Annotated in this window: 19 protein-coding genes and 1 pseudogene; 9 read left to right on the top strand and 11 right to left on the bottom strand. The window is 71.3% G+C overall.

The features are described from left to right. Positions 1–4: 4 nt before the first annotated feature. The gene (locus tag F4561_RS20545; RefSeq protein WP_184580997.1) at positions 5–1,123 is read left to right on the top strand and encodes a sensor histidine kinase; all 1,119 of its coding nucleotides are present in this window, start codon (positions 5–7) and stop codon (positions 1,121–1,123) included. Here F4561_RS20545 and F4561_RS20540 read toward each other — a convergent pair. Further along, positions 1,098–2,180 carry an NAD-dependent epimerase/dehydratase family protein gene (locus F4561_RS20540; RefSeq protein ID WP_184580996.1) on the bottom strand — a complete coding sequence of 361 codons (1,083 nt, stop codon included), beginning with the start codon at positions 2,178–2,180 and terminating at the stop codon, positions 1,098–1,100. The two genes, F4561_RS20545 and F4561_RS20540, sit on opposite strands and share 26 nt — an antisense overlap. Positions 2,181–2,351: 171 nt before the next feature. On the opposite strand from F4561_RS20540, the gene F4561_RS20535 reads away from it, so the two are divergent. The 3 genes from F4561_RS20535 (at position 2,352) to F4561_RS20525 (ending at position 6,251) form a co-directional block, all read left to right on the top strand. Next, the gene (locus tag F4561_RS20535; protein ID WP_184580995.1) at positions 2,352–2,891 is read left to right on the top strand and encodes a dihydrofolate reductase family protein; all 540 of its coding nucleotides are present in this window, start codon (positions 2,352–2,354) and stop codon (positions 2,889–2,891) included. A gap of 179 nt (positions 2,892–3,070) precedes the next feature. After that, on the top strand, positions 3,071–5,005 hold the full coding sequence (locus F4561_RS20530) for a hypothetical protein (RefSeq protein ID WP_184580994.1): 1,935 nt from the start codon (positions 3,071–3,073) through the stop codon (positions 5,003–5,005). Then, complete coding sequence (locus F4561_RS20525; protein WP_184580993.1) at positions 4,995–6,251, top strand: cytochrome c-type biogenesis protein; 1,257 nt, start codon at positions 4,995–4,997, stop codon at positions 6,249–6,251. Before F4561_RS20530 ends, F4561_RS20525 begins: the two co-directional genes overlap by 11 nt. 88 nt (positions 6,252–6,339) lie before the next feature. Here F4561_RS20525 and F4561_RS32735 read toward each other — a convergent pair. From F4561_RS32735 to F4561_RS20510, 3 genes and pseudogenes are all read right to left on the bottom strand, one after another. Continuing rightward, a pseudogene (locus tag F4561_RS32735) lies at positions 6,340–6,450 on the bottom strand (VOC family protein); the annotation flags it as partial. Between the two features lie 180 nt (positions 6,451–6,630). After that, on the bottom strand, positions 6,631–7,158 hold the full coding sequence (locus tag F4561_RS20515) for an SSI family serine proteinase inhibitor (protein WP_184580992.1): 528 nt from the start codon (positions 7,156–7,158) through the stop codon (positions 6,631–6,633). Positions 7,159–7,442: 284 nt separating this feature from the next. After that, positions 7,443–8,498, bottom strand: coding sequence for a sigma-70 family RNA polymerase sigma factor (locus F4561_RS20510; protein WP_312885396.1), 1,056 nt, complete (start codon positions 8,496–8,498; stop codon positions 7,443–7,445). Positions 8,499–8,571: 73 nt separating this feature from the next. Here F4561_RS20510 and F4561_RS20505 point away from each other — a divergent pair, with 73 nt between their 5' ends. The 4 genes from F4561_RS20505 to F4561_RS20490 all read left to right on the top strand — a co-directional run bounded on the left by F4561_RS20505 (position 8,572) and on the right by F4561_RS20490 (position 13,526). Then, positions 8,572–9,402 (top strand): alpha/beta fold hydrolase, encoded by an 831-nt coding sequence (locus tag F4561_RS20505; RefSeq protein ID WP_184580991.1) that lies wholly within the window; start codon positions 8,572–8,574, stop codon positions 9,400–9,402. A 363-nt stretch (positions 9,403–9,765) separates the two neighbouring features. Beyond that, positions 9,766–10,005 (top strand): heavy-metal-associated domain-containing protein, encoded by a 240-nt coding sequence (locus F4561_RS20500; RefSeq protein WP_184580990.1) that lies wholly within the window; start codon positions 9,766–9,768, stop codon positions 10,003–10,005. A 91-nt stretch (positions 10,006–10,096) separates the two neighbouring features. Beyond that, the gene (locus F4561_RS20495) at positions 10,097–12,472 is read left to right on the top strand and encodes a heavy metal translocating P-type ATPase (RefSeq protein ID WP_184580989.1); all 2,376 of its coding nucleotides are present in this window, start codon (positions 10,097–10,099) and stop codon (positions 12,470–12,472) included. Positions 12,473–12,890: 418 nt separating this feature from the next. Continuing rightward, entirely contained in the window at positions 12,891–13,526 is a 636-nt protein-coding gene (locus F4561_RS20490; protein WP_312885395.1) for a pyridoxamine 5'-phosphate oxidase family protein, read from the top strand. Positions 13,527–13,642: 116 nt separating this feature from the next. Here F4561_RS20490 and F4561_RS20485 read toward each other — a convergent pair whose 3' ends face one another. The 6 genes from F4561_RS20485 to F4561_RS20460 form a co-directional block, all read right to left on the bottom strand. Continuing rightward, on the bottom strand, positions 13,643–15,628 hold the full coding sequence (locus F4561_RS20485) for a glycoside hydrolase family 31 protein (protein ID WP_184580987.1): 1,986 nt from the start codon (positions 15,626–15,628) through the stop codon (positions 13,643–13,645). Positions 15,629–15,785: 157 nt separating this feature from the next. Beyond that, the gene (locus F4561_RS20480; protein WP_312885394.1) at positions 15,786–16,613 is read right to left on the bottom strand and encodes a carbohydrate ABC transporter permease; all 828 of its coding nucleotides are present in this window, start codon (positions 16,611–16,613) and stop codon (positions 15,786–15,788) included. Positions 16,614–16,615: 2 nt separating this feature from the next. Continuing rightward, positions 16,616–17,608: a carbohydrate ABC transporter permease gene (locus F4561_RS20475; RefSeq protein WP_184580986.1), complete on the bottom strand. Its 993-nt coding sequence runs from the start codon at positions 17,606–17,608 to the stop codon at positions 16,616–16,618. Further along, complete coding sequence (locus F4561_RS20470) at positions 17,608–18,843, bottom strand: sugar ABC transporter substrate-binding protein (RefSeq protein ID WP_184580985.1); 1,236 nt, start codon at positions 18,841–18,843, stop codon at positions 17,608–17,610. Before F4561_RS20470 ends, F4561_RS20475 begins: the two co-directional genes overlap by 1 nt. Before the next feature lie 99 nt (positions 18,844–18,942). Then, positions 18,943–19,977 carry a LacI family DNA-binding transcriptional regulator gene (locus F4561_RS20465; RefSeq protein ID WP_512698664.1) on the bottom strand — a complete coding sequence of 345 codons (1,035 nt, stop codon included), beginning with the start codon at positions 19,975–19,977 and terminating at the stop codon, positions 18,943–18,945. A 213-nt stretch (positions 19,978–20,190) separates the two neighbouring features. Further along, on the bottom strand, positions 20,191–20,649 hold the full coding sequence (locus F4561_RS20460) for a winged helix-turn-helix transcriptional regulator (protein ID WP_184580983.1): 459 nt from the start codon (positions 20,647–20,649) through the stop codon (positions 20,191–20,193). A gap of 113 nt (positions 20,650–20,762) precedes the next feature. Between F4561_RS20460 and F4561_RS20455 the strand changes: the two genes are divergently transcribed. Next, entirely contained in the window at positions 20,763–21,263 is a 501-nt protein-coding gene (locus F4561_RS20455; protein WP_184580982.1) for an SRPBCC family protein, read from the top strand. Between the two features lie 198 nt (positions 21,264–21,461). On the opposite strand, the gene F4561_RS20450 is transcribed toward F4561_RS20455, so the two are convergent. After that, a complete protein-coding gene (locus F4561_RS20450; RefSeq protein ID WP_184580981.1) occupies positions 21,462–22,298 on the bottom strand; it encodes a fumarylacetoacetate hydrolase family protein in 837 nt (278 codons plus the stop codon). Between the last annotated feature and the right edge of the window lie 26 nt (positions 22,299–22,324).

Below are 22,324 nucleotides of genomic sequence, written 5' to 3'. Positions count from 1 at the left end.
ACCCATGCAAGACCTGCTGCTCATCGCGTTGTTCGCGTTTCTTGGTGCCGCCGCGGCGGGATTGGCCGGCGCGGTCGTCCTGCGGGTGCTGCGGCACCGCTCCGTCATGGTGGCGCTCGCCGTTGTCGCCTGCGTGGCGGTCACGGCCATGCTCGCCGGAACGCTGGCCGTGGCCTGGGCCATGTTCCTGTCCCCGCACGACCTCACCGTCGTGACCGTCGTCTGCGCGATGGCCGCGGTGATCTCGCTGCCCACCGCCCTGCTCCTGGGCCGGTGGGTGGTGGCCCGGAGCAGCGAGCTGACCCGTGCCGCCCGCTCCTTCGGTGAGGGCGGCAGCTTCGACGAGCCCGAGCGCCCCGCCACAGCGGAGCTGGCCGAGCTGAGCCGGGAGCTGGCGGCGACAAGCGCGAAACTCAGTGAGTCCCGCGAACGCGAGCGCGCCCTGGAGTCCTCGCGCCGCGAGCTTGTCGCCTGGATCTCACACGACCTGCGCACCCCGCTCGCCGGGCTGCGCGCCATGTCCGAAGCCCTCGAAGACGGCATGGCCCAGGACCCCGACCGCTACTTCCGGCAGATACGCGCCGAGGTGGACCGGCTCAACTCCATGGTCGGCGACCTGTTCGAGCTCTCCCGGATCCACTCCGGCGCGCTGGTCCTCAGCCCCAGCCGCATCTCGGTCTACGATCTCGTCGACGAGGCGCTCACCGTCGCCGGCCCACTCGCCCGGGAGAACGGTGTCCGGCTGGTCGGGGGCGGCATCGACGCGATCCCGATCGAGGTCGACGGCAAGGAGATGTCCCGGGTGCTGGGCAACCTGCTGGTCAATGCCATCCGCAGTACCCCGGCCGACGGCACGGTCGCGGTGGCCGCGGAGCGCCGCGAGACCGAGGGCACCGTGGTGCTGCGCGTCACCGACAGTTGCGGCGGCATAGCCGACAACGACCTGCCGCACGTGTTCACCACCGGCTGGCGCGGCAACCACGCCCGCACGCCGCCGTCCGGGGCCGGGCTCGGGCTCGCAATTGTCCGCGGGATCGTCGAGGCCCACGCGGGAGAGGCGGCGGTGCGGAACGTGGACGGCGGGTGCAGCTTCGAGGTCACCCTGCCGATGGCGTCGAGGTAACCGGCCCGGGTGCGCCCCGCTGTGCCGCGCGGGCGAACTCCGCCATGCCATCGGCGAAGCCGACCTGGGGCCGCCAGTCGAGCTCGGCCAGGAGCCGCTGCGAGGAGGCGGTGATGTGCCGTACGTCGCCCAGCCGGTACTCGCCGGTGACCTTCGGTGCGGGACCGCCGTGCTCGTCGGCCAGCGCCTGGGCCATCTCGCCGATGGTGTGGGGCTCGCCGCTGCCGGTGTTGAACGCGGTGAGCACTCCCGGCGTCCTGTCGGGGATGGCCTCCAGCGCGACCGCGTTCGCCGCGGCCACGTCCCGCACGTGCACGAAGTCGCGCCGCTGGGCGCCGTCCTCGAACACCCGGGGCGCCTCGCCGCGGGCCAGCGCGGACCGGAACAGTGAGGCCACACCCGCGTACGGGGTGTCGCGGGGCATCCCGGGGCCGTACACGTTGTGGTAGCGCAACGAGACCGCGCGCCCGCCCATCTCGCGCGTCCACGCCGCGGCCAGGTGCTCCTGGGTCAGTTTCGTTACCGCGTAGACGTTGCGCGGGTCGGGCGGTGTGTCCTCCCCGACGAGGCCGGGAAGCAGGTCCGCGCCGCAGTCCGGGCAGGTGGGCTCGAACCGGCCGGCGTCGAGGTCGGCGGGCGATCGCGGCCCGGGCCATACCCGGCCGTGCCGCGGGCAGTCGTACCGGCCCTCGCCGTAGACCACCATCGACCCGGCGAGTACGAGGTCGCGCACGTCCGCCTCGGCCATGGCCGCGAGCAGCACCGCCGTGCCCAGGTCGTTTCGGGAGACGTAGTCCGGGGCGTCGGAGAAGCCGGTTCCGAGGCCGACCATAGCGGCCTGGTGACAGACAGCATCAATGCCGCGCAGGGCCTGCCGAACGGCCGCGGGGTCTTCGGCGCTGGCGTGGATCCATTCGGCGTCGGGGAGGGGAGGGGCCTGCGGGTGGGCCTCGGGGAGCAGGGCATCGAGCACCACCGGGTCGTGCCCCCGGCGAGTCAGCTCGGTGACGATGTGCGACCCGATGAAACCCGCGCCACCGGTGACGAGTATGCGCATGGTGCGAGCCTATGGCGGGCAGTGACGCGGATCGGCCTCCCGCCTTCGTCGCGGCACCGTCCGTCACCGTTTTGTAAGACCCGAGTGCGGTGGGACCCGCGCGATGAGTTTTCCCGCTGCCGGCGGTCCTTATGGGGACCGACGCGACCGTCTCGCTTAGGAGGCCGTGCCATGGCCAAACTGCTGTACTCCGTCACCATGTCGCTCGACGGGTTCATCAGTGGACCGGGAGGTGACATGTCCTGGTTGACGGAGTACCTCGAACCGAATCCCACGATCGACGAACTGGTCGGCGACATCGGTGCCCTGCTCGTGGGTAACCGCACCTTCCGCGGCGACGACCCGCACGCGGACATGCCCGGCGAGGGTGAGCCGTTCGGCGGGGGATGGAGCGGGCCGCAGTTCGTGCTCACCCGCAATCCGCCCCCGAGCCCGGTTCCCGGAATCACGTTCGTCAGTGACCTCGACAGCGGCGTCGCCGCGGCCAAGGCCGCCGCCGGGGACTCCTACGTCAACATCCTCGGCGCCAGTGTCGCCCGCCAGTGCCTCGACGCGGGGGTGCTCGACGAGGTGCTCGTGTGTGTCGCCCCCGTGCTGCTCGGCGACGGCACCCGGCTGTTCGACCACCCGGGCGGATCTACTGTCGCGCTCGAACGCGTCAGTCTCACCCACACGCCGCGGATCACGAACATCTGGCTGCGCGTGGCTTAGGTCCGCAAAGTGAGCCGGGGTACGGCACGAAGGTGACAGTCCCGCCCCGCTTCGCCGGTGTTTCTGTCCCAAGCGGCGGGTTGACCAGTGATGACAGAGTGTTGCCGTTGGGCACGGTTTCGTTTCGCCCGCGTCCCGGCCGAGGGCAACCGCACGGAGGACCGCTATCCTCAGAGCCCGTGACCGAGTCTCCCTCCTTCCGCCGCCTGTCGGCCCTGTGCCCCCTCCTGGCGGCCGTGTTCCTGGTCGCCCTCCCGGCCGGGGCCGCGGCCGGGACCGAACCGTCCACCACGCCTGCCGAGCACTACGCCGGGCTGCTCGCAGAGCAGCCCGAAGGTGGTGCGGTCGTGGTCGACGGTGCCGTGGGCGGAACGGTGCCGCCCGAGGAGATGGCCGAGGAACTGCACGAAACCTTCGGTGACCTGGGACTGCCCTACTACGTGGTGGTGACCCCGTTCCTTGGGGCGGGCTCCGAGGTCGGGCTCCAGGAGATCGTGCCGGCGGTGCACGACCGGCTGGGGTCCGACGGACTGTACGTGGTAATGGAGCCGGAAGGTCGGCCACTGGAGGTTGAGGCCTACGGCGTTGAGGCCGATGCGACCGCCGCGATGGACGCGGCGAACGCCGACCCGGAACTCGACTACGACTCCCCGGCCACCGATGTGGCCGAGGTCATGGCCGCGGCTCTGGCCGATCCGGCCGTCGCCGAGGACCTGCTGGCCGAACAGCAACGGTTCTGGCTGTTCCGTGCGGACACTCTCGCCGACTTCCACCCCAGCCGGCGCGACGGGCCTGAGAACTTCGGCTTCCTGGTCGGAGCCGTCGGCGGGGCCACCGTGGTCGCGGGCGGATGGTGGGTGTGGCGGTTGGTGCGCCGGGGCCGCGGCCGGACGGCCGCTGTTGTCGGGGTGGGCGCCGTGGTCGTCGCCGCGGGGGCGGTCAGCGGGCCGGCCGGTTGGGTGGCCGGCGCGCCGGTTGGCGAGCACGAGGTGATCGGCGCCGAGGAGCGCGCCCGCATGGAGGAACCCTACGTGGTCTCCACCGGGCGCGTGGAACACGTCGCAGAGCGGTTGGCCGAGGAGCCCGTGTACGTCGATCCACTGGTCCAGCTGCCGCGGGAGGGCCTGGACGGCGTGGCCGAGACGATGCCCGATGCGCCGGTGCCGGTGTACGCCGCGGTGGTGCCGCTGGGGAACGGTGACGAATCCGGAGGGGACCACGAGGTGCTCGCCGCCGCGCTGGCGGCGGTGGCCGAACGCGAGGGTGTCTATTTGGTGGTCGGGCGCGGTACCGGCGAGGTCGCCTCTGTCGGGGCGGCCACGTATGGCCTGGGTGCCGATTACTCCTTCAGCTCCTCGCTGCAGCGGATCGAGGGGGACAGCCCGGCCGACGCCCTGAACCAGGCCGTCGCCGCACTCGACGAGGTCGAGCTCACCCCCGGCGGCGAGTACACGCCGCGGTTCGCCGAGTACGAGCCGAGCCCGCCGCCCCCGCGCATGGAGCGCTACTGGGTGGAGGGCGTCGCGCCCGGGTTCCTGATGTTCGGCCTGTTGGTGGGTCCCGCGGTCATCGGCCTGGTCTGGTTGGCGGTGTACGCGCTCCGGGTGTGGCGCGGCGGCGGCAGAATCGTCGGCGACCGCGTTCTGCGCCGCCTGGCCACGAGAGAGACCGGACGGTTGCGCGCTCTGCTGGCCCGCCGGGAGGGGGACCTCCCCGAGGAACTCTTGCCGCAGGCCGACGCCGCGCTGCTGGTCATGGACGCCGATCCCGGAACGCTGGACCTGCTGGGGGTGGTGGTGCTGGCCCGGCGGGTGCTGGCCGAGGCCGAAAATCCGACCGCCACCGGGCAAGGGCCGTGCGCGGTGAACCCGCTCCACCCTTGGGCCACCGAGCGCGGATCCGGGGCGGGCCGGTCCGGCCAGGCCAACCTGTGCGCGGACTGCGCGGCACGGGGATCCGACGCGCGTGCCGCGCGCACGCTGCGGCTGCGCTCGGGCAGCACCGCGCATCCCTACGACTCCAAGCCGAGCAACCCCTGGATCCGCAACCGCTTCGGAGCCGAGAACCCCCGCCGCATGGTCGAGGCACTGTTGAAGGAGCACCATGTCAGCTAGAGCCCGAGTCGCCGCGGTGCTGGCGTCGCTGGCGGTACTGCTTGCCCCGGTCCCGGTCCCGGCCGCGGCCGACGAGTCGTCCAAGCCGGACACCGGCGACTCGGCGGCCACTCCCGCCGAGGAGATCGCTGAGGCCCTGGCCGACTCTCCGATCTATGTGGACCCGGCCTACGACACCGCGTTCCCCGAGGCCGACCGCGAGCGCATCGAGGAGCTGATCGCGGATGGCCCCATGGAGCTGTACGTCATCGCGATTCCGCTGGCCTCGGGTGACGCCTGGGACGGCGACCCCGAAGCGCTGCTCAGCGCCGTGAACGACCGCATGGGCGCCGGAGAGCGGCACTTCCTGGCCTACGAACAGAGCTATGAAGGCAGCGTGACCGGCGAGGACTTCGGCTCCGAGGCCGCCCAAGCGGCCTTCTACGGTGGCCTGGCCTCCGACTCCATCCACAGGGGTACCGAGGGTGTTTCGATAGCCGACCGGGTGGAATCGGCCGTGGAGGTCGCCTTCTCCGACGACCCCGAGGCCGGCTACGAGCAGGCGACGGCCGACTACGAGGACCGGGCACCGGAGTACTCCCCACTCTTCTTGGGGCAGAGAGGGTGGGTGCTGTGGGCCGCCGGAATCGGCGTCGTGGTGCTGCTGGCCGGGGTGGGATTCCTGCTGCTGCGCCGCCGCGGTTCCCCCGATGCGGTCCCGCAGCACGCCGCGTTCGACAACGCCGATCGTGCCCAGCTGGAATCCCTGGTGGAGCGTGGCGAACGCGACCTCATCGAGCTCGGCGAGCGGCTCAGCTCGGCGAGCGGCGTGCCCGAGCGGCACCTGTCGCGCGCCTTGGACGCCCGGGACGCCGCCGCGCGTGTGCATGACCGGATGGTGGCCCAGGGGCCCACCCTGGCCGACGCGGCCGGCGTTCTGGTGTTGCTGGACCTGGCCGAGGACGCCCTTGCCGGGCGCGGTGCGCCGCGCCAGCCCTGCTACGCCAATCCGCTGCACGGTAGCCAGACCCGCTCGGTGCAATGGCGGGAGTTCGGCGGCACCCGCAGCATCCGTGTTCCGCTGTGCGCCGATTGCGCCAAGGCTGTGCGCAACCGGGTTCGGCCCACCGTGCTACCGGCTGACCACGAGGGGGCCTCTGTGCCGTACTACGAGCTGCCGGCGGAGGAGAGCGTGTGGGCCGCAACCGGGTTCGGCACCCTCACCGACGACCTCGTCCAGCGAATCCTGAGCGGGCAGCGCCAATGAACGCCCCGCTACGGTCCGGCCCCAGCTTTACGAGGTGACCGAGGCCGCCCGGCGGTCCAGGAGTTCGGCCCGCGACCAGCGGGATCGACCCGTGCTGGGCACGATCGGCGGGTACGGCCCCGGCGGCCGGGAGGCGTTCGAGCTCGGCGTCCTGATCGCGGTCGGTGGCGTTGACGTCGATGCGCGGCCGGGGTTTCCCCCAGGGCGAGATGGTTTCAGGCCCTCGCCCGGCCGGGCCGCCGGGTGAGGGCCGTAGGTCGTGCCGTAGGGCGGCTGACTGTGAGACCCGGCCCAGGTGAGTACCCGAGTGAGCGGGGGAGCCTGGATGAGGTCCCCGCCGGACCGGGAGGCACCCCGTGGCGCCTCTTCGGGGCGAGGCTCATGGGGAGAGCACGGAGCCCAGCTCCTCCCAGCGCGCGATCTCGCACCCGCCGCGCTGGTCGAACTCCTCGTTGATCTCGGTGTCGCCGATGCTGCCGCTGACGGTCGCCGTGCTCGACCCGAGTTGCCTGGTGCAGAGTTCGCCGTCCGAGACAGGCTCGGGCATCGTGTGGTCGGCCGCCTGCAGGGCCGCGCACGCCGCTTCCGGGTCCGGATGGCTGCCACCGGCCGGGGAACAGGTCAGGGTCCAGCGTTCGGAGGGCGCGCCGGCGTTCGAGGAGACGGTGATCACCAGTTCGACCTGCTCTTCTTCCTCCTCATACTCAGGAGGTAGCGCGGCGCCTTCGCAGTCCTCGTCGTCGCCCCCTACGGCACATACGGCGTTGTGGTAGAGGGTGGCGGTGGCCGTGGGGATGTCCGCGGTCCCCAGGACGGCCGCCGCCACCACGCTGACGAGCATGACCAACGCGGCGTAGCTGACGAAGGATGCCCCGCGATCGGAGTCGCGGCTTGCTCGTAGCGCCATCTCCGCTCCCTTCACCCAGAAGAAAGCCTCACACAGCGCTGACCTGCCGCACTAGGGTCCACAGGTTCATATGTCACCGCGCCAACTGGGACCGAATCTGGGCCCTCGGTCCCACGGGCGGGCCTAGTGGGTGCGCCGGCCCCGACGTCTCGCGTCTCGTCGTGCTTCCCGTCCTGCGCAGGGCGGCGGCCCCCGTACTGGCCGCGGCGCTCGGTCTCGGAGCGGGCTACCTCCTGGGGCGGCTGCGCGGGCGGTGAACTCCGCGATGCCGGCGAGCCCTCAGGTCAGGGCAGTGAGTCGGGCAGCCCGAACGGGGCGAAATGCTCGGGGCCGATGAAGGACGTGAGTTCGCTGATCCGCTCGCCACGCAGCGCCAGCACGGTGACCGACCAGCTCAGGTGCGCGCCGGCGGCCTCGTCCCAGAGGTAGTGCCCGACCGCCGGCTGGCCGTTCGCGGTGGTCGTGCTGTGCCGCCAGGAGCCGCAGCCGGTCAGCGGGACACGCACGGCGAAGTCGGTGACGGCGTCGATGCCGTGGTACCAGTGCGGCCGCGGTGGCATCGACCAGGTGACGTCCTCAGTCAGTAGTGCGACGAGGGCGTCGCCGTCGCCGTGTTCCAGCGCGGTGGTGTAACCGGACACGATCTCCCGCAGCCGGGCGTCACCGACCGCGCGCAGTGTCTGCTGCTGGGTGGGCGCGGGCACCCGCTTCGTGACGACCACGCGGGCGCGTGCGAGCGCGGAGTTCACCGACGTGGTCGAGGTGTCCATCATGGTGGCGATCTCGGCGGCGGAGAACCCGAGCACCTCGAAGAGCAGCAGCGCCGCCCGCTGATTGCCCGGCAGATGCTGCAGGGCGGCGACGAACGCGAGCTCGACCGCCTCGCGCTGCTCGTAACGCGCGTCCGGCGCGGCACGCCCATCGCCGAGGCCCACGTCGGGGTAGGGGCCGAGCCAGGCGACGTCGGTCACCGGGGTGTCGTCGACCACGGCGCGGTCACTGGACGGGCCGAGGTCGATGGGCAACGCCCGCCGTCCGCGGCTCTCGATGCTGTCCAGGCAGGTGCGGGTGGCCACGGTGTACAGCCACGAGCGCAGTGAGCTGCGCCCCTCGAAGCGTGCGAGCCCGCGCCACGCTCGCAGCAGGGCTTCCTGCACGGCGTCGTCGGCGTCGTGGGTGGAGCCCAGCATGCGGTAGCAGTGCGCGTGGAGCTCCCGGCGCAGGGGCGCCACAAGGCGGTCGAACACGTCGCTGTCGCCGCCGCGTGCCCGGATCAGGTCGGACTCCTCGGTGTCCTCCGTCGCGGTGCTCTCCGCCGGCTCGGAAGAATCTTGGCTCACATCCGACGATTCTGCCATGCGCTGGGAGTCCCCTTTGTGACAGACCACTACGGCGTCCACGAGGAGGACCCCGATGAACAGCACGACGACCGCTCCCACGGCCCACACCCTCGACGTGCCGGGTGCCCGGTTGTACTACGAGACACGCGGCACGGGTCCCCTCGTGGTGCTGGTTGGCGCCCCGATGGACGCGCGGCCCTTCGCGTCGCTGGCGGACCTGCTCGCCACTGACCACACCGTGCTCACCACCGACCCCCGAGGGATCAACCGCAGCCCGGTCGACGATCCCGACCAGGACGCCACCCCGGAGATGCGGGCCGACGACCTCGCCCGGCTCGTGAGCCACGTCGGCACCGGGCCCGCCGCGGTCCTGGGCTCCAGCGGCGGCGCCGTCAGCGCCCTGGCCCTTGTCCAGGCCCACCCGGAGCTGGTCCACACCGCCATCGCGCACGAGCCGCCGCTGGACGAGCTGCTCGACGACCGCGAGGAGCTCCGCGAGCGGACCGAGGACATGATCGCCACCTACCTCTCTGGTGACACTGTCGGCGCCTTCCGCAAGTTCCTGGACACCGCCAACATCACGTTGCCCGAGGAGGTGATCGAGCAGATGGTCGGCGGGGAACGCGACCCGCAGGACATCGCCGACGAACACTTCCAGTACGCGCACATGCTGCGCCCGACCACGAGATGGCGTCCCGACATCTCCAAGTTGCGCTCGGCGGCGACCCGCGTCGTGGTGGGGATCGGCGAGGACTCCGCGGGGGAGCTCTGCGAGCGCACCTCCAAGGCTCTCGCTGAGGAGCTCGGAACCGCCCCGACGATGTTCCCCGGCGGCCACATCGGCTTCGCCGAGGACCCCGAGCGGTTCGCCCCGCGGCTGCGGGCGGTGCTGCGCGAGGGCTGAGGCCAGCGCGGGCCAGCGGGACGCCCACCCGCGCCGGCGACGGGTCGAGGAGGGCCCCGGGTACCCGCCTCGACCCTCGCGCCGCATGGGTCGCCGTTCTTGCGATGCGGCCCCCGCCGCGCGGCTTTCCCACCCCCGGGCCGTATCTGTTGCCTCGTTCGCCGAGTGATGCCGCCGTATACGCACGGGGGTATTCGGGTACTTGCGCTGCGGCGGAGTGCCGGCATGCCGGTTGAGGCCGGCTGGTCCGCGCCGAATCGCTGGTGAGCGGCCCGCAACTCGCCCTTGAATACGGAGGGGGGGTATGGTATCAATGTCTCTGCACGGGAAGCGCCCGTAGTGCGAGACCGGGAGGAGTTCGCGATGGCTGACGTCGACGACGGGAACAACACACCAGTTACCGCTCGCTACACAGTGAGCGGGATGTCCTGCGAGCACTGCGTCAAGTCGGTTACCGAGGAGGTGGGTGAGGTCGCGGGCGTCACCGGAGTGGATGTCGACCTGGCGTCGGGACTGCTCTCGGTGACCAGCGACGGCCGTGCCGGGGACGCCGCCATCCGCGCCGCGGTCGAAGAGGCCGGCTACGCGGTTGAGGGGCGCTGACCGGCGCTTCCGGCACCGGGTCCGGCGAGACCGAGACCGGCAACGAATTTCCGGTACAGCGGCGTACGCGTGGCAGGGTAGGAGTCTGGTGATGGGCGAGACCGAAGCGGCAGATGTGGCCAGCGACCAGGTAGAGCTGGCCATCAGCGGTATGACGTGCGCCGCGTGCGCGAACCGGATCGAGCGCAAGCTCAATAAGCTCGACGGGGTCACCGCCGCGGTCAACTTCGCGACCGAGAAGGCTCGGGTGCGCCTCGATCCGGACACCTCTCTCGCGGCCGGGGACCTCATCGCCCAGGTGGAGAAGGCGGGCTACGGCGCCGAGCTGCCCGCGCCGGCGCGGGCCTCGACCGGCGGAGACACCGACACAGCCAGCGACGTCGGGGACGCCGAGGGCACGGCGCTGCACGCGCTGCGCCAGCGGGCGATCATCAGCGTGGCCCTGGCGGTACCGGTGATCGTGCTGTCCATGGTTCCGGCGTGGCAGTTCACCTACTGGCAGTGGGCCGCGCTCACGCTCACCGCCCCGGTGATCGTGTGGGGAGCGGCGCCCTTCCACATCGGGGCCTGGAAGAACCTCAAGCAGGGCACGGCCACCATGGACACCCTGGTGTCCATGGGCACCTCCGCGGCGTTCGTGTGGTCGCTGTACGCGCTGTTCCTGGGAACAGCAGGGACACCGGGCATGGTGCACCCCTTCGAGCTCACCATCAGCCGCGGTGACGGCGCCTCGAACATCTACCTGGAGGTCGCCGCGGGAGTCGTTGCCGCGATCCTGCTCGGCAAGTACTTCGAGGCGCGCTCCAAGCGCCGTGCCGGCGCCGCGCTGCGCTCACTCCTGGAGCTGGGCGCCAGGGACGTCACCGTGCTGCGCGGCGGGCGCGAGGAGCGGATCCCGGTCGAGCGGCTGGCAGTGGGGGAGCGGTTCGTCGTGCGGCCCGGCGAGAAGGTCGCCACCGACGGCGTGGTCGAAGAGGGCACGTCGGCCGTGGACATGAGCATGCTCACCGGCGAGTCCGTGCCGGTCGAGGTCTCCGCGGGCGCCGCGGTCGTCGGGGCCACCGTCAACTCCGGCGGCCGACTGGTGGTGCGCGCCACCCGGGTCGGATCCGACACCCAACTGGCCCAGATGGCCAAGCTGGTCGAGGAGGCACAGAACGGCAAGGCCGCTGTCCAGCGCCTGGCCGACCGGGTCTCGGGGGTGTTCGTCCCGGCCGCGATCCTGGTCGCGCTCGGCACGCTGGTGTTCTGGCTGGTCAGCGGGAACGGTGTCGCCGCGGCCTTCACCGCCTCGGTCGCGGTGCTGATCATCGCGTGCCCGTGCGCAATGGGGCTCGCCACACCGTTGGCCCTGATGGTGGGCACCGGCCGCGGCGCCCAGATGGGCATCCTCATCAAGGGCCCCGAGGTGCTGGAGAGCACCCGCCGGGTCGACACCGTCGTGCTCGACAAGACCGGAACGGTCACCAGTGGGCAGATGGCGCTGCTGGACGTGCACGTCGCGGAGGGCCAGCGGGAGGAGGAGGTTCTGCGGCTGGCCGGTGCGCTGGAGAACGCCTCCGAGCACCCGATCGCGCAGGCCGTTGCCACGGGCGCCGCGCAACGCGCCGGCGACCTGCCCTCGGTGGACGACTTCGGCAACATCGAGGGCAGGGGCGTGCGGGGCACCGTCGAAGGGCACCGGATTCTCGTGGGGCGGGCCTCGCTGCTGGCCGAGTGGGACCAGCACCTGCCCGCGGAACTGGAACGGGCCAAGGCGGCGGCCGAGGACGACGGGCACACTGTGATCTCGGTGGGCTGGGACGGTACGGCACGCGCGATCCTGGTCGTGGCCGACGCGGTCAAGCCGACCAGCGCCCGGGCGATCCGGCAGTTCCGCGACCTCGGACTCACCCCGATCCTGCTGACCGGCGACAACACCGCGGTGGCCCGGTCGGTGGCCGCCAACGTGGGCATCGACCCCGGCGGCACCACGGTTATCGCCGAGGTCCTGCCCGAGGAGAAGGTCGGCGTCGTCAGGCGGCTGCAGTCCGAGGGGAAGGCGGTGGCGATGGTCGGCGACGGCGTCAACGACGCTGCCGCCCTCGCCCAGGCCGATCTGGGGCTGTCAATGGGAACCGGGACCGACGTCGCGATCGAGGCGGGCGACCTCACCCTGGTGCGGGGCGACCTGCGCGCCGCCGCCGACGCGATCCGGCTTTCGCGCGCCACCCTGCGCACGATCAAGACCAACCTGTTCTGGGCTTTCGCCTACAACGTCATGGCCATTCCGCTGGCCGCGGCGGGGCTGCTCAACCCGATGATCGCCGGTGCGGCCATGGCGCTCTCCAGCGTCTTCGTGGTGAGCAACAGCCTGCGGCTGCGCCGCTTCCGCGCGCTGGAGGGCAACGACGGAACCGCCGAGGCCGCAACGCCCGCCTCCGCGGCCAAGGACCGGGAGCAGCCCGCGGCGGCGCCGGCGGCGTGATGACCGGGGGCAACCTCGCGGCGGGGTTCGGACCCGGCCCCGGCCCACCAGCCGGCGCGTGAGCGCCCCGGTCCGAACCGAAACGAAAAGGCCGCTCCTTGCGTGGGGAGCGGCCCTTCCGTTGTGCGGGCCCGGACGGGGACGGAGCCGTTGCGCGGGCCGGCCGGAACCGCCCGCGTAGCCGGGTTCCGCCCAGAGGACACCCTCCGGCACGTCGCCCCGCATCCGCAACGCCGCCGGAGCAGGGGAGCCGCGCACGCCAGCACCGCGTGGACCAGCGGTTCCGACAGCGGTGGCGAACAGGCGGCGTGGTCCCGGCCCGGCCGTGGCCAGGCTCGGTGGTCAGGGAGAGGGCGCCAGCGTAGGCTCGGTGCGGGCTGTACTCGCGGTCCGGTGATGGCTGATGAGAGGAGTGGCCGTGGGGGCTGACACCCGTGAGTGGACCGAGATCTCCAGCGAGGCGGAACTGCAGGAGATCCTCGGCGAGGCGAAACAACGGGCCCTCGACAAGGAGCGCGCGGCTCTGAGCGACCTGGACCGCACCTGGCTCGCGGAATCCCCGTTCTGCCTGGTCGCCACATCGGACACCGCCGGAAACTGCGACGTCTCACCCAAGGGCGACCCCGCTGGCAAGCTCGTGCACGTCCTCGACGACACCACGATCGCCATCCCCGAGCGGCCGGGGAACCGCCGGGCGGACGGTTTCCGCAACGTCCTGTCCAACCCGCACGTGGGACTGGTCTTCCTGATCCCCGGGCGCGGCGACACACTGCGGGTCAACGGTCGCGCCCGCCTCGTTCGCGACGCGCCCTTCCTGGACGACCTCGCGGTCAAGGAGCGCCGGCCGCTGATGGCCCTGGTCGTCGAGATCGACACGGTCTTCCACCACTGCTCGAAGGCCTTCCTGCGCTCCGAGCTCTGGAAGCCCGCGACCTGGGAGCCGGACGTCGTCGAGTCCCGAGCGCAGATCGCCAAGAAGCTCGAACAGCCCGATACGCCCATCGAGGAACTTGAGCGGTACTACGGCTCGTACCAGGCCGAGCAGCTGTACTGAACGGGAACTGGGACCGCCACGCGCGCTTCCCGAACGCCCGGGCGCGACGGTTGCTGTAGGGCCGCCCCGCCGCGCCCGCGGCGGGGCGGCCCGCCCCCTGCGGGGGCCGGCCGCTGTCAGGAACCGGCCGGTGCCAGGGGCAGGTCGGCGTCGTCGCGGAGCAGGACCGGCACCCGGTCCAACGGAGCGGGCAGGCGCACCACGGCACCACCCGGGTGGGTCCGGCCGCTCCACGGGTCGCGCCAGCTCGCGCCCTCGGGCAGGTAGACGTCGCGCTCGCGGCACCCGAACTCGGTGACCGGAGCCACCAGGATGTCGGGGCCGAACAGGAAGGCGTCGTCGACGTCCCATGCGCGCTCGTCGCCAGGGAAGTCGACGAACAGCGGCCGCATCGGAGGCAGGCCGTTTTCGTGCGCGAGGCGCATCTGCTCCATGACATAGGGGCGCAGCCGCTCGCGCAGGAACAGCAGCTCGCTGAGGAGCGCGTAGACCTCTTCGCCGTAGGACCAGACCTCGTTGGGGCCCCCGGTCATGCCCGGGTGCAGGGTGTTGGCGAACGGTTCGCGGAACCCGTGCAGGCGCAGCAGCGGGCAGAACACGCCGTACTGGAACCAGCGCACCAGCAGCTCCCGGAACTCCGCGGAATCCTGGTCGCCGCCGTGGAACCCGCCGATGTCGGTGGTCCACCACGGGATACCCGACATCGCGACGTTCAGCCCGGCCCGCACCTGGGTCCGCAACGAAGCGAACGTCGCCGGGATGTCCCCCGACCACAGGGCGGCGCCGTACCGCTGGCTGCCCGCCCACGCCGACCGGCACAGGGTGATGATCTCGGTCTCGCCCTCGGCGCGCATGCCCTCGTAGAAACCCCGGGCGTGTTCGGCCGGGTAGATGTTGCCGACCTCCGTGCCGGGGCCGGCGTGGTACCGCAGGTTCGAGGGGTGGCCGGGTTTGATCTCGGGCTCGCAGGCGTCCAGCCACCACACACGAATGCCGAGGGCGTGGTAGTTCTCCCTGATCCGGTCCCAGAGGTAGGACCGCGCGGCCGGGTTCGTGGGGTCGTAGAAGGACACCTGGACCTTGGAGTCGACGCCCTTGTCGGCCCAGTCGGCGTGTACGGGCGGGCCCTGCTCGGTCGCCACGAGCAGGCCGCGGCGCATCATGTCCGCGTAGTTCTCACTGAGCGGGCTGACCGATGGCCACACCGACACCATCAGCTCGGTGCCCATCTCGCGCAGCTCCTCAACCATGGCGGCGGGATCGGGCCACTCGGCCGGGTCGAAGCGCCAGTCACCCAGATGCGTCCAGTGGAAGAAGTCGCTCACGATCACCGAGAGCGGCAGGCCGCGGCGCCGGTGTTCACGGGCCACCTCCATCAACTCGTCCTGTGTCCTGTACCGCAGCTTGCACTGCCAGAACCCGGAGGCCCACTCGGGCAGCATCGGCGCGTGCCCGGTCGCGTCGGCATAGTTGGCCAGGATCGCCGCCGGGTCCTCGCCGGCGGTCACCCAGTAGTCGATCTGGCGCGCGCTGTCGGAACTCCAGCGGGTTCCGTTCTCGGCGAGCTCGACCCGGCCCACAGCAGGGCTGTTCCACAGCAGGCCGTACCCGCGCGACGAGACCAGGAACGGGATGGTGACCTCGGCGTTGCGCTGGACCAGGTCGACCACCGTCCCCTTCTGGTCGAGCAGGCCGTGGGTGTGCTGGCCGAGCCCGAAGAGCCGTTCACCGCCGTAGCTCGCGAAGTGCTGGTCAATGCGGTAGTAGCCGTTGCCGGTCGAGGTGAACACGCGCGACCCCGGCCACCAGAAATGGGCCCGCTGCTCGGCCAGCAGCTCCTCGTCCGACTCGCTGCGCAGGAAACGCAGCAGTCCGGTCTCGGAGACCTCGACGGTGATGGCGCCATTGACCAGCCGGGCGCTCTCGCCGTCGATGCGGATCGACGCGTCGGCGACCGGGCGCTCGCCGAGCGCGCCGGGAACATCCGAGCGCAGGACGGAGAGGCCCGCCCGCACCCGGACGCTGCCGCTTCCCCAGGGTTCGACACGGACGACCTGGTGGCCGCCGTGCCATTCGAGACCGCCGTCGGTTTCGTGCAGCACGCGGTTTCCTTTCCTTGTGGCCTTCTCGGGCCGTGACTGTGTGCGGTGGAGTCTGGATCGCGCCCCCGCGCGACCGTGCCCGCGGCGGGCGCGGGGTGCGCAGGGGTGACTGGGGTGTTGGCGGCAACGGTGGTCCGCCGGCTCGCGGCGGCGCGGGTCAGTCCTTGAGCGCCCCGCCGGTCACTCCCGCGGCCACGTAGCGCTGGGCGGCGATGATCAGAATGGCGGCGGGTATCGAGGCGATGACCCCCGTGGCCATGACGCCGTTCCAGTTGGCGGTGTGCGCGCCGATGAACCGGTAGATACCGACGGTGACCGGCATGATCCGGTCGTCGGAGTTCAGGGTCACCGCGAACAGGAAGTCCGCCCAGGCGAACAGGAAACCGAACAACCCCGCGGTGATGACGGCGTTGCGGCTCACGGGCAGGATCACCGACCACAGGATCCGGGCCTGTCCGGCGCCGTCGACCATGGCCGCCTCGCCCAGCTCGGCCGGGACGGTCACCATGAACGCCCGCAGGATCAGCACGGCGAACGGCACCGCCAGGGTGGAGTCGGCCAGGATCAGGGCCGCGTGGGTGCCGAGGATGCCAGCCTGGTTCATCACGGCGTAGAGCGAGTTCGCCATCACGATTCCGGGGATCATCTGCACCAGCAGCAGGGCGAACAGCAGCGCCCCCGCACCCGGCAGCCGGAACCGGCTGAGCGCGTAGGCCGCCGGCACCGAGAGCACCAGCGTGAGCAGCACCGTCCCCGCGGCGATGACCATGCTGTTGATCAGCGGGCGGCCCTGCGATTGGAGGGCCTGGCGGTAGCCGTCGAGGGTGCCGCCAACAGGGAACCAGCGCGGCGGTGTCTCCAGCAGGGCGGAGCTCGGCTGCAGCGACGCGTTGACCATCCAGTACAGCGGGAAGAGCAGTACTCCGACGATCATGATGGCGATGACGGTGCGGAATGCCCGCCGGACGCGCATGTGCACGGCCACGGCTAGCTCCTTTCCTGCTCGGTGGCAGAGGGCTCTCCCGCCGCGGCCACGGAAGCGCGCGCCCCGCCGGTCGCCGAGCGGCCGCGCGGTAGGCGCGGGACCCGCCGGCGAGGTGCCTCCCGGGCCGCGGCACCCGCGGACTGCCGGGTCGAACGCAGGTAGAAGACCGCGAACACCAGGGCGAGGAGGATCAGCATGTTGCCGGTGGCCGCCCCCGCGCCGAAGTCCAGGTCCTGGAACGACAGGGAGTAGGACCAGGTGGTCAGGGTCTGGGTGGCGTTGGCCGGGCCGCCCTGGGTGAGCACCATGATCACGTCGAAGACCTTCAGCGTGTACACGAGGCCGAGCATCAGCACCACCGCGCTCACCGGGCGCAGCAGCGGCCAGGTGACGGCGCTGAACCGTTTCCACGGGCCGGCGCCGTCCAGTGCCGCCGCCTCGTAGAGCTGGGCGGGGATCCCCTGGAGACCGCCGTAGAGGATGACCATGTTGAACGGGATGCCGACCCAGATGTTGGCGACCGTCACCGCTGTGAGCGCCATGGAGGTGCTGGACAGCCAGGGCATGGCCGTGTCGATCACTCCCGCGCCCAGCAGGACCTGGTTGAGCACGCCGTACTCCTGGTCGTAGATCCACCGCCACACGGTGCCCGACACGACCAGCGGCAGCAGCCAGGGGAGCAGCAGCAGCGAGCGCAGCACCCCGTTGAGCGGGAAGTAGCGCTGGAAGAACACCGCCAGGCCCAGCCCGATGGCGAACTGGAACGCCAGCGAGGCGATGGTGAACACGGCGGTGTTCAGCAGCGCTGTACCGAACACGGGATCGCCGATCACCGCGGCGTAGTTCTCGAATCCGACGAAGGGCGCCTCGCCGGTGTAGAAGGACGCCGCGGTGAACTCCCGCATCGCCATCGTGATGTTCGAGACGAGCGGGTACCCGAAGAACAGAACCAGGTAGACGACGATCGGCGCGACGAATCCGATTCGGGCGACCATCAGGACGTCGGTACCGACTGCTGCGCCTGGCCGAGGGCCTCCTCGGCCGAACCGGACCCGGCCAGCGCCTCCTGGATGGCATCGGCGATCGCGCCGGAGACCTCCGGGTAGTCCTCGCCCAGCTCGGCGGTGCGGGACTGGGCGGTGGGAACCGACTCGACGAACGGCGCCATCTCCGGGTTGTCCTCGGCCATCTGGTCGGCCAGGTCCTCCTTCGCCGGGACGTAGGCGTTCAGCTCCGCCCACTCGGTCAGGTTGTCGTCGCCGAGCAGGCACTGGAGGACCTCGACGGCGAGTTCCTCGCGCTCGCCGCCGTTCTGGGCGACCGCCCACACCTCACCGCCCATCGGCGTGGCGGGGTCGTCTCCGGACTCGGGTACCGGCAGCGGGGAGACGCCGTACTCCAGGCCCTCTTCGTCGAGGACCGGGATCTGCCAGGAACCGTTGACCATCATGGCGACGTGCTCACCGAGGAACTGGTCGTTGACGTCGGCCTGGGACCAGTTCACGACCGACTGGGAGACGGAGCCGTCCTCGACCATCCGCGACCAGAAGTCCAGTGCCTCGACCGCCTCCGGAGAGTCCAGCTCGGTGAGGCTTCCGCCGTTGCTCCACAGGAACGGCTCGAAGTTGAAGGTGCCCTCCTCGTGTCCGATGGCCGAGAACGCGTACCCGCTGGTGTCGCCCTCGGTGAGTTCGTCGGCGGCGTCGCTGAGCTCCTCCCAGGTGGCCGGCGGGTCCACGTCGGCGTCCTCGAGCATGGCGGTGTTGGTGAACAGGGCCAGGCCGTTCACCCCGGCGGTGATCCCGTAGAGGGTGTCGTCGTGGCGGCCGATCTCCAGCGCGCTGTCGTAGAAGCCGTCGGTGTCGACGCCGGCCTCTTCGAGCGGCAGCAGCGCCCCGGTGGCCGCCACCTGGGGCAGGTCGGGGTTGTCGATCAGCATCAGGTCGGGCAGCTCCTGCTGGGAGGCCCCCTGGAGCAGGCTGGGCATGAGCTGGTCGCGGGGCTGGGCGTCGCGCTCGATCTCCACCCCGGCCTGCTCACCGCACTCGTCCAGCATGGCCTGGGTGGAGCCGTTCTGCGGCTCGGCGAGGTTGTAGTCGATGGACGTGAGCGTGGTGACGTCACCGTCGTCGCTGGCCGAACAGGCGGTGCCCAGAGTGAGCAGCCCGGCCGCCATCAGCGCGGAGGGCGCGCGAAGCCTGCGGGTACCGTTGGCGGGTTTCGTGTGCATCAGTACTCCTTAGTGGGAGTCGAAGCGCTTCGATTAGCGCTCATTCGGGGGATAGTTGCGAGTGGACGGTGGTGCGGCGGATCGGGTGGCGTGGGAGGGCTAGGCCGGTCGGGCGGCGGTGCTCGACCGTGTGGTCAGGCGCGGGGGAAGCAGGGTGACCTCGGGCGGGTCGGCGTCGTTCAGCTTGTCCATCAGCAGTGCGACCGAGCGCCCGCCCAGCTCCTCGGCGGGCAGGCTCACCTGGGTGAGCGGCGGCTGCGTCTCGGAGGCGAGGTCGTCGGTGCCGATGCCGACCACCGAGAGGTCGGTGGGCACCCGGCGTCCGGTGGCGACGGCGGCCTCCAGCAGCGGGGACACGGCCGGTTCGTTGTGCACGACCACACCGGTGACGTCAGGGTTCTCGCGGAACAACCGGTTCGTCGTGGCGGTCACCGCGGCGGGCTGAGCCCCGCACGGCAGCACGACCGAGCGCACGCCGCGTTCCCGGGCCGCCCGCTCGAATCCGGTGAGGGTCCGCTCGGCGAACCCGGTGCGGCGCTCGTAGACCGAGGGGGGCTGGCCGACCAGGGCGATATCGCGGTGCCCGAGATCGGCGAGGTGCTCGACGCACGCCTGGCCAGCCGCGTCGAAGTCGAGGTCGACGCAGGTCAGTCCGGTGGTGTCGGCCGGGATACCGATCAGCACCGAAGGGTGGGACAGTGCGCGCAGCGCGGAGATCCGCGGATCGTCCATCTGCACGTCCATCACGATGACGCCGTCGACCATGGAGGACCCCACGACGCGGCGCAGCCCGTCCTCCCCTTCGGCCTGGGTGAGCAGCAGGACGTCGTGCTCGTGGCCGCGCGCGCTGGTCACGACCGAGACCGCGAACTGCATCACCACCGGTACGTGAATGCCCGGACGCAACGGGAGCATCAGGGCGATCACATTGGAGCGGCTGCTGGCCAGGGCGCGCGCACCGGCGTGCGGCTGGTAGCCGAGGCTCGCGATGCTCGCGAGCACGCGTTCCCGCGTGCTCGGCGAGATCGACCGCTTGCCGCTGAGGACGTAGGAGACGGTGCTCGGCGACACTCCGGCGTGCCTGGCCACATCCGAGATCCGCACCTGCGCCTCCTGGCGTCGAACCGCTTCGATTCCCCTGGATGTTACGCCAGTCACATTCCCGGCCGCAATATCCCGGTGCGGATCGCCGCCCCCGGAGAGGTGGCCAAGGCGGGATCCCGTTCCGCGGCCGGTCGCCAACGGGCCGGTCGTTCCCGCGCGCCCGGCACCGTGGTGCGCGGATCGGCGGCGCTCACCGCTGGTACGCCGCCTCCGGAAGTCCCCCGAGGGCTGGTGCCCCGTTCCTCAGGCCGCGCCCAGGTCCCGCTTGACCACCGGCGTCATATCGCGGGGGTGGAGCTCCCCGCCGCACTGGGGGCACGCCTGAACGGGGTGGATGGCTGTGCCGCACGGGTTGTGCACGAGCTCCACCGCCGGGCCCTCCGGATCCGCCATCCAGCGGTCGCCCCAGGTCAGCAGGGCCGTGATCACCGGGTAGAGGTCGCGTCCCTTGGCGGTGAGCCGGTACTCGAAGCGTTCGGGCCGGTCGCTGTAGGCACGGCGTTCCAGGATTCCCTCGTCCACGAGCGCGGCCAGGCGCTCGGCGAGGACGCGCCGCGACATGTTGATGCGCGCGTGGAAGTCCTCGAAGCGCCGCACACCCAGGAACGCCTCGCGCAGTACCAGCATCACCCACCGGTCGCCGACCACCGAGAGCGCCCGCGCTACCGAGCAGGGGGTGCCGCCGATCTCGCTCCACTTCATGGGCCGAGCCTAACCGTTGAGTTCCGGCGTGCGACCGAGTAAGTTTCAGAACGGAACTCACTCGGGATAGCGAATCCCCCCGCCATCCCACTCCCCGCCCGAGGAGCACGCGTATGCCCACGAATGTCCATCCCCTCGCGGTCGAGGTCGAGGCCCGCATCGCCGCCGCGCCCGAGAACGTCTGGGAGTTCGTCTCCGACATCACCGTTCCCGCCCGGTTCAGCGGGGAGCTGCAGAAGGTGGAGTGGCTCGACGGCGCCACCGCGCCGAGTGTCGGGGCGCGCTTCACCGGCCACAACCACAACACGCGGCTCGGGGAGTGGAGCACCGTATCCGAGGTGGCGGAGTTCGACCCGCCGCGGGCCTTCGTCTGGCGGGTCGTCGGCGCGGAGGATGCGCTCGCCACCTGGCGGTTCGACCTGGTTCCGGAGTCGTCCGGGGCGACCCTGCTGCGCCACCACGTGCGGACGGGGCCCGCCTTCACGCCGCTGGACGACTTCATCGCGCGCAACCCGGACAAGAAGGAGAAGGCCATCAGCGTCCGGCGGGAAGCGCTGCAGACCAACATGCGGGCCACCGTCGAGGGCGTCCGCGGACTCTGCGAGGACGCGTAGCCGCCGCCACCGAGCGGCGCGAGTAATGTTCGTCACGTCCAGGTCCGCCCAATGGCGTCTTCGCCGGCCGGGTCTCCGAGTGCGTTGACCGACCTGGCGCGGTCGCCGGGATCCAGGGCGTGTGCGGCAGCGGGCGCCGGGGAAGAGCGCCCGCTGCCGTGTCCCAACTTCGCCGTCCCCGACCCGGGGAACGAGGCGCTACGCCCCGGTGACCGGGTTGGACAGCTCGCCCACCCCCGGGATCACGCAGCCGGCGCGGTCGCCCGCGCGGATGTGCGCCGCGCCGGGCGTGCCGGTCGACAGCAGGTCCCCCGGGAAGAACGGCATCACCTGGCTGTGGAACGCCACCAGGAACTCCGGGGAGTACCGCATGAGCGCGACCCTGTTCTTGCGGTGCACCTCGCCGTTGAGCAGCGTGCTGACCTCCAGGTCGGCCAGCGGGCCCACCTCGGACAGCGGCACGATGGCCGGACCGAAGGAGAAGAAGCCCGGGAAGTTCTTGCTGCGGGTGAGGAAGCGGGGATTGCGGGCGAGGATGTCCTCGGTGGTCTGGTCCAGCACGGTGCACACCCCCCAGACGTGCTCCAGCGCGGAGCCCTCGTCGACGCCGTAGCAGTGCCGCCCCATGACCAGGCCCAGCTCGGCCTCGGCGGTGACCCGCTCGCTCTGGGCGGGGATCGGGATGGGCTCCTCCGCGCCGATGATGGTGTGGTCGCCCTTCATGAACGAGGCCGGCTCGTCGGGGACGGACTCGGTGAGGTCCGCGGCGTGCTCGACGTAGTTCAGCCCGATTCCCCAGATCTTGTGCGGGTGCCGGTAGGGCGCTTCGAACCGGGCGCCGTCCAGCGGCCGGAACACCGAGTCGGGTGCTGAGCGCACCGCCGAGACGAACTCGTCACTGGCGACCTGCTCGATCACCCCCATCGTGGTGTGGGGGGCGCCCGGGATCACGTCGCGTACGGCGGCCACGCCACGGGCCTGGTCCACGGCCACGGGGACCGCACCGTTCTCGCTGCTGATGGTGGCTAGGTACATAGCTCTGAAGTCTCCCTGAGGTGTCT

Source organism: Lipingzhangella halophila, assembly GCF_014203805.1.
GTDB lineage: Bacteria > Actinomycetota > Actinomycetes > Streptosporangiales > Streptosporangiaceae > Lipingzhangella > Lipingzhangella halophila.
This window is presented reverse-complemented; position numbering and strand designations above follow the sequence as displayed.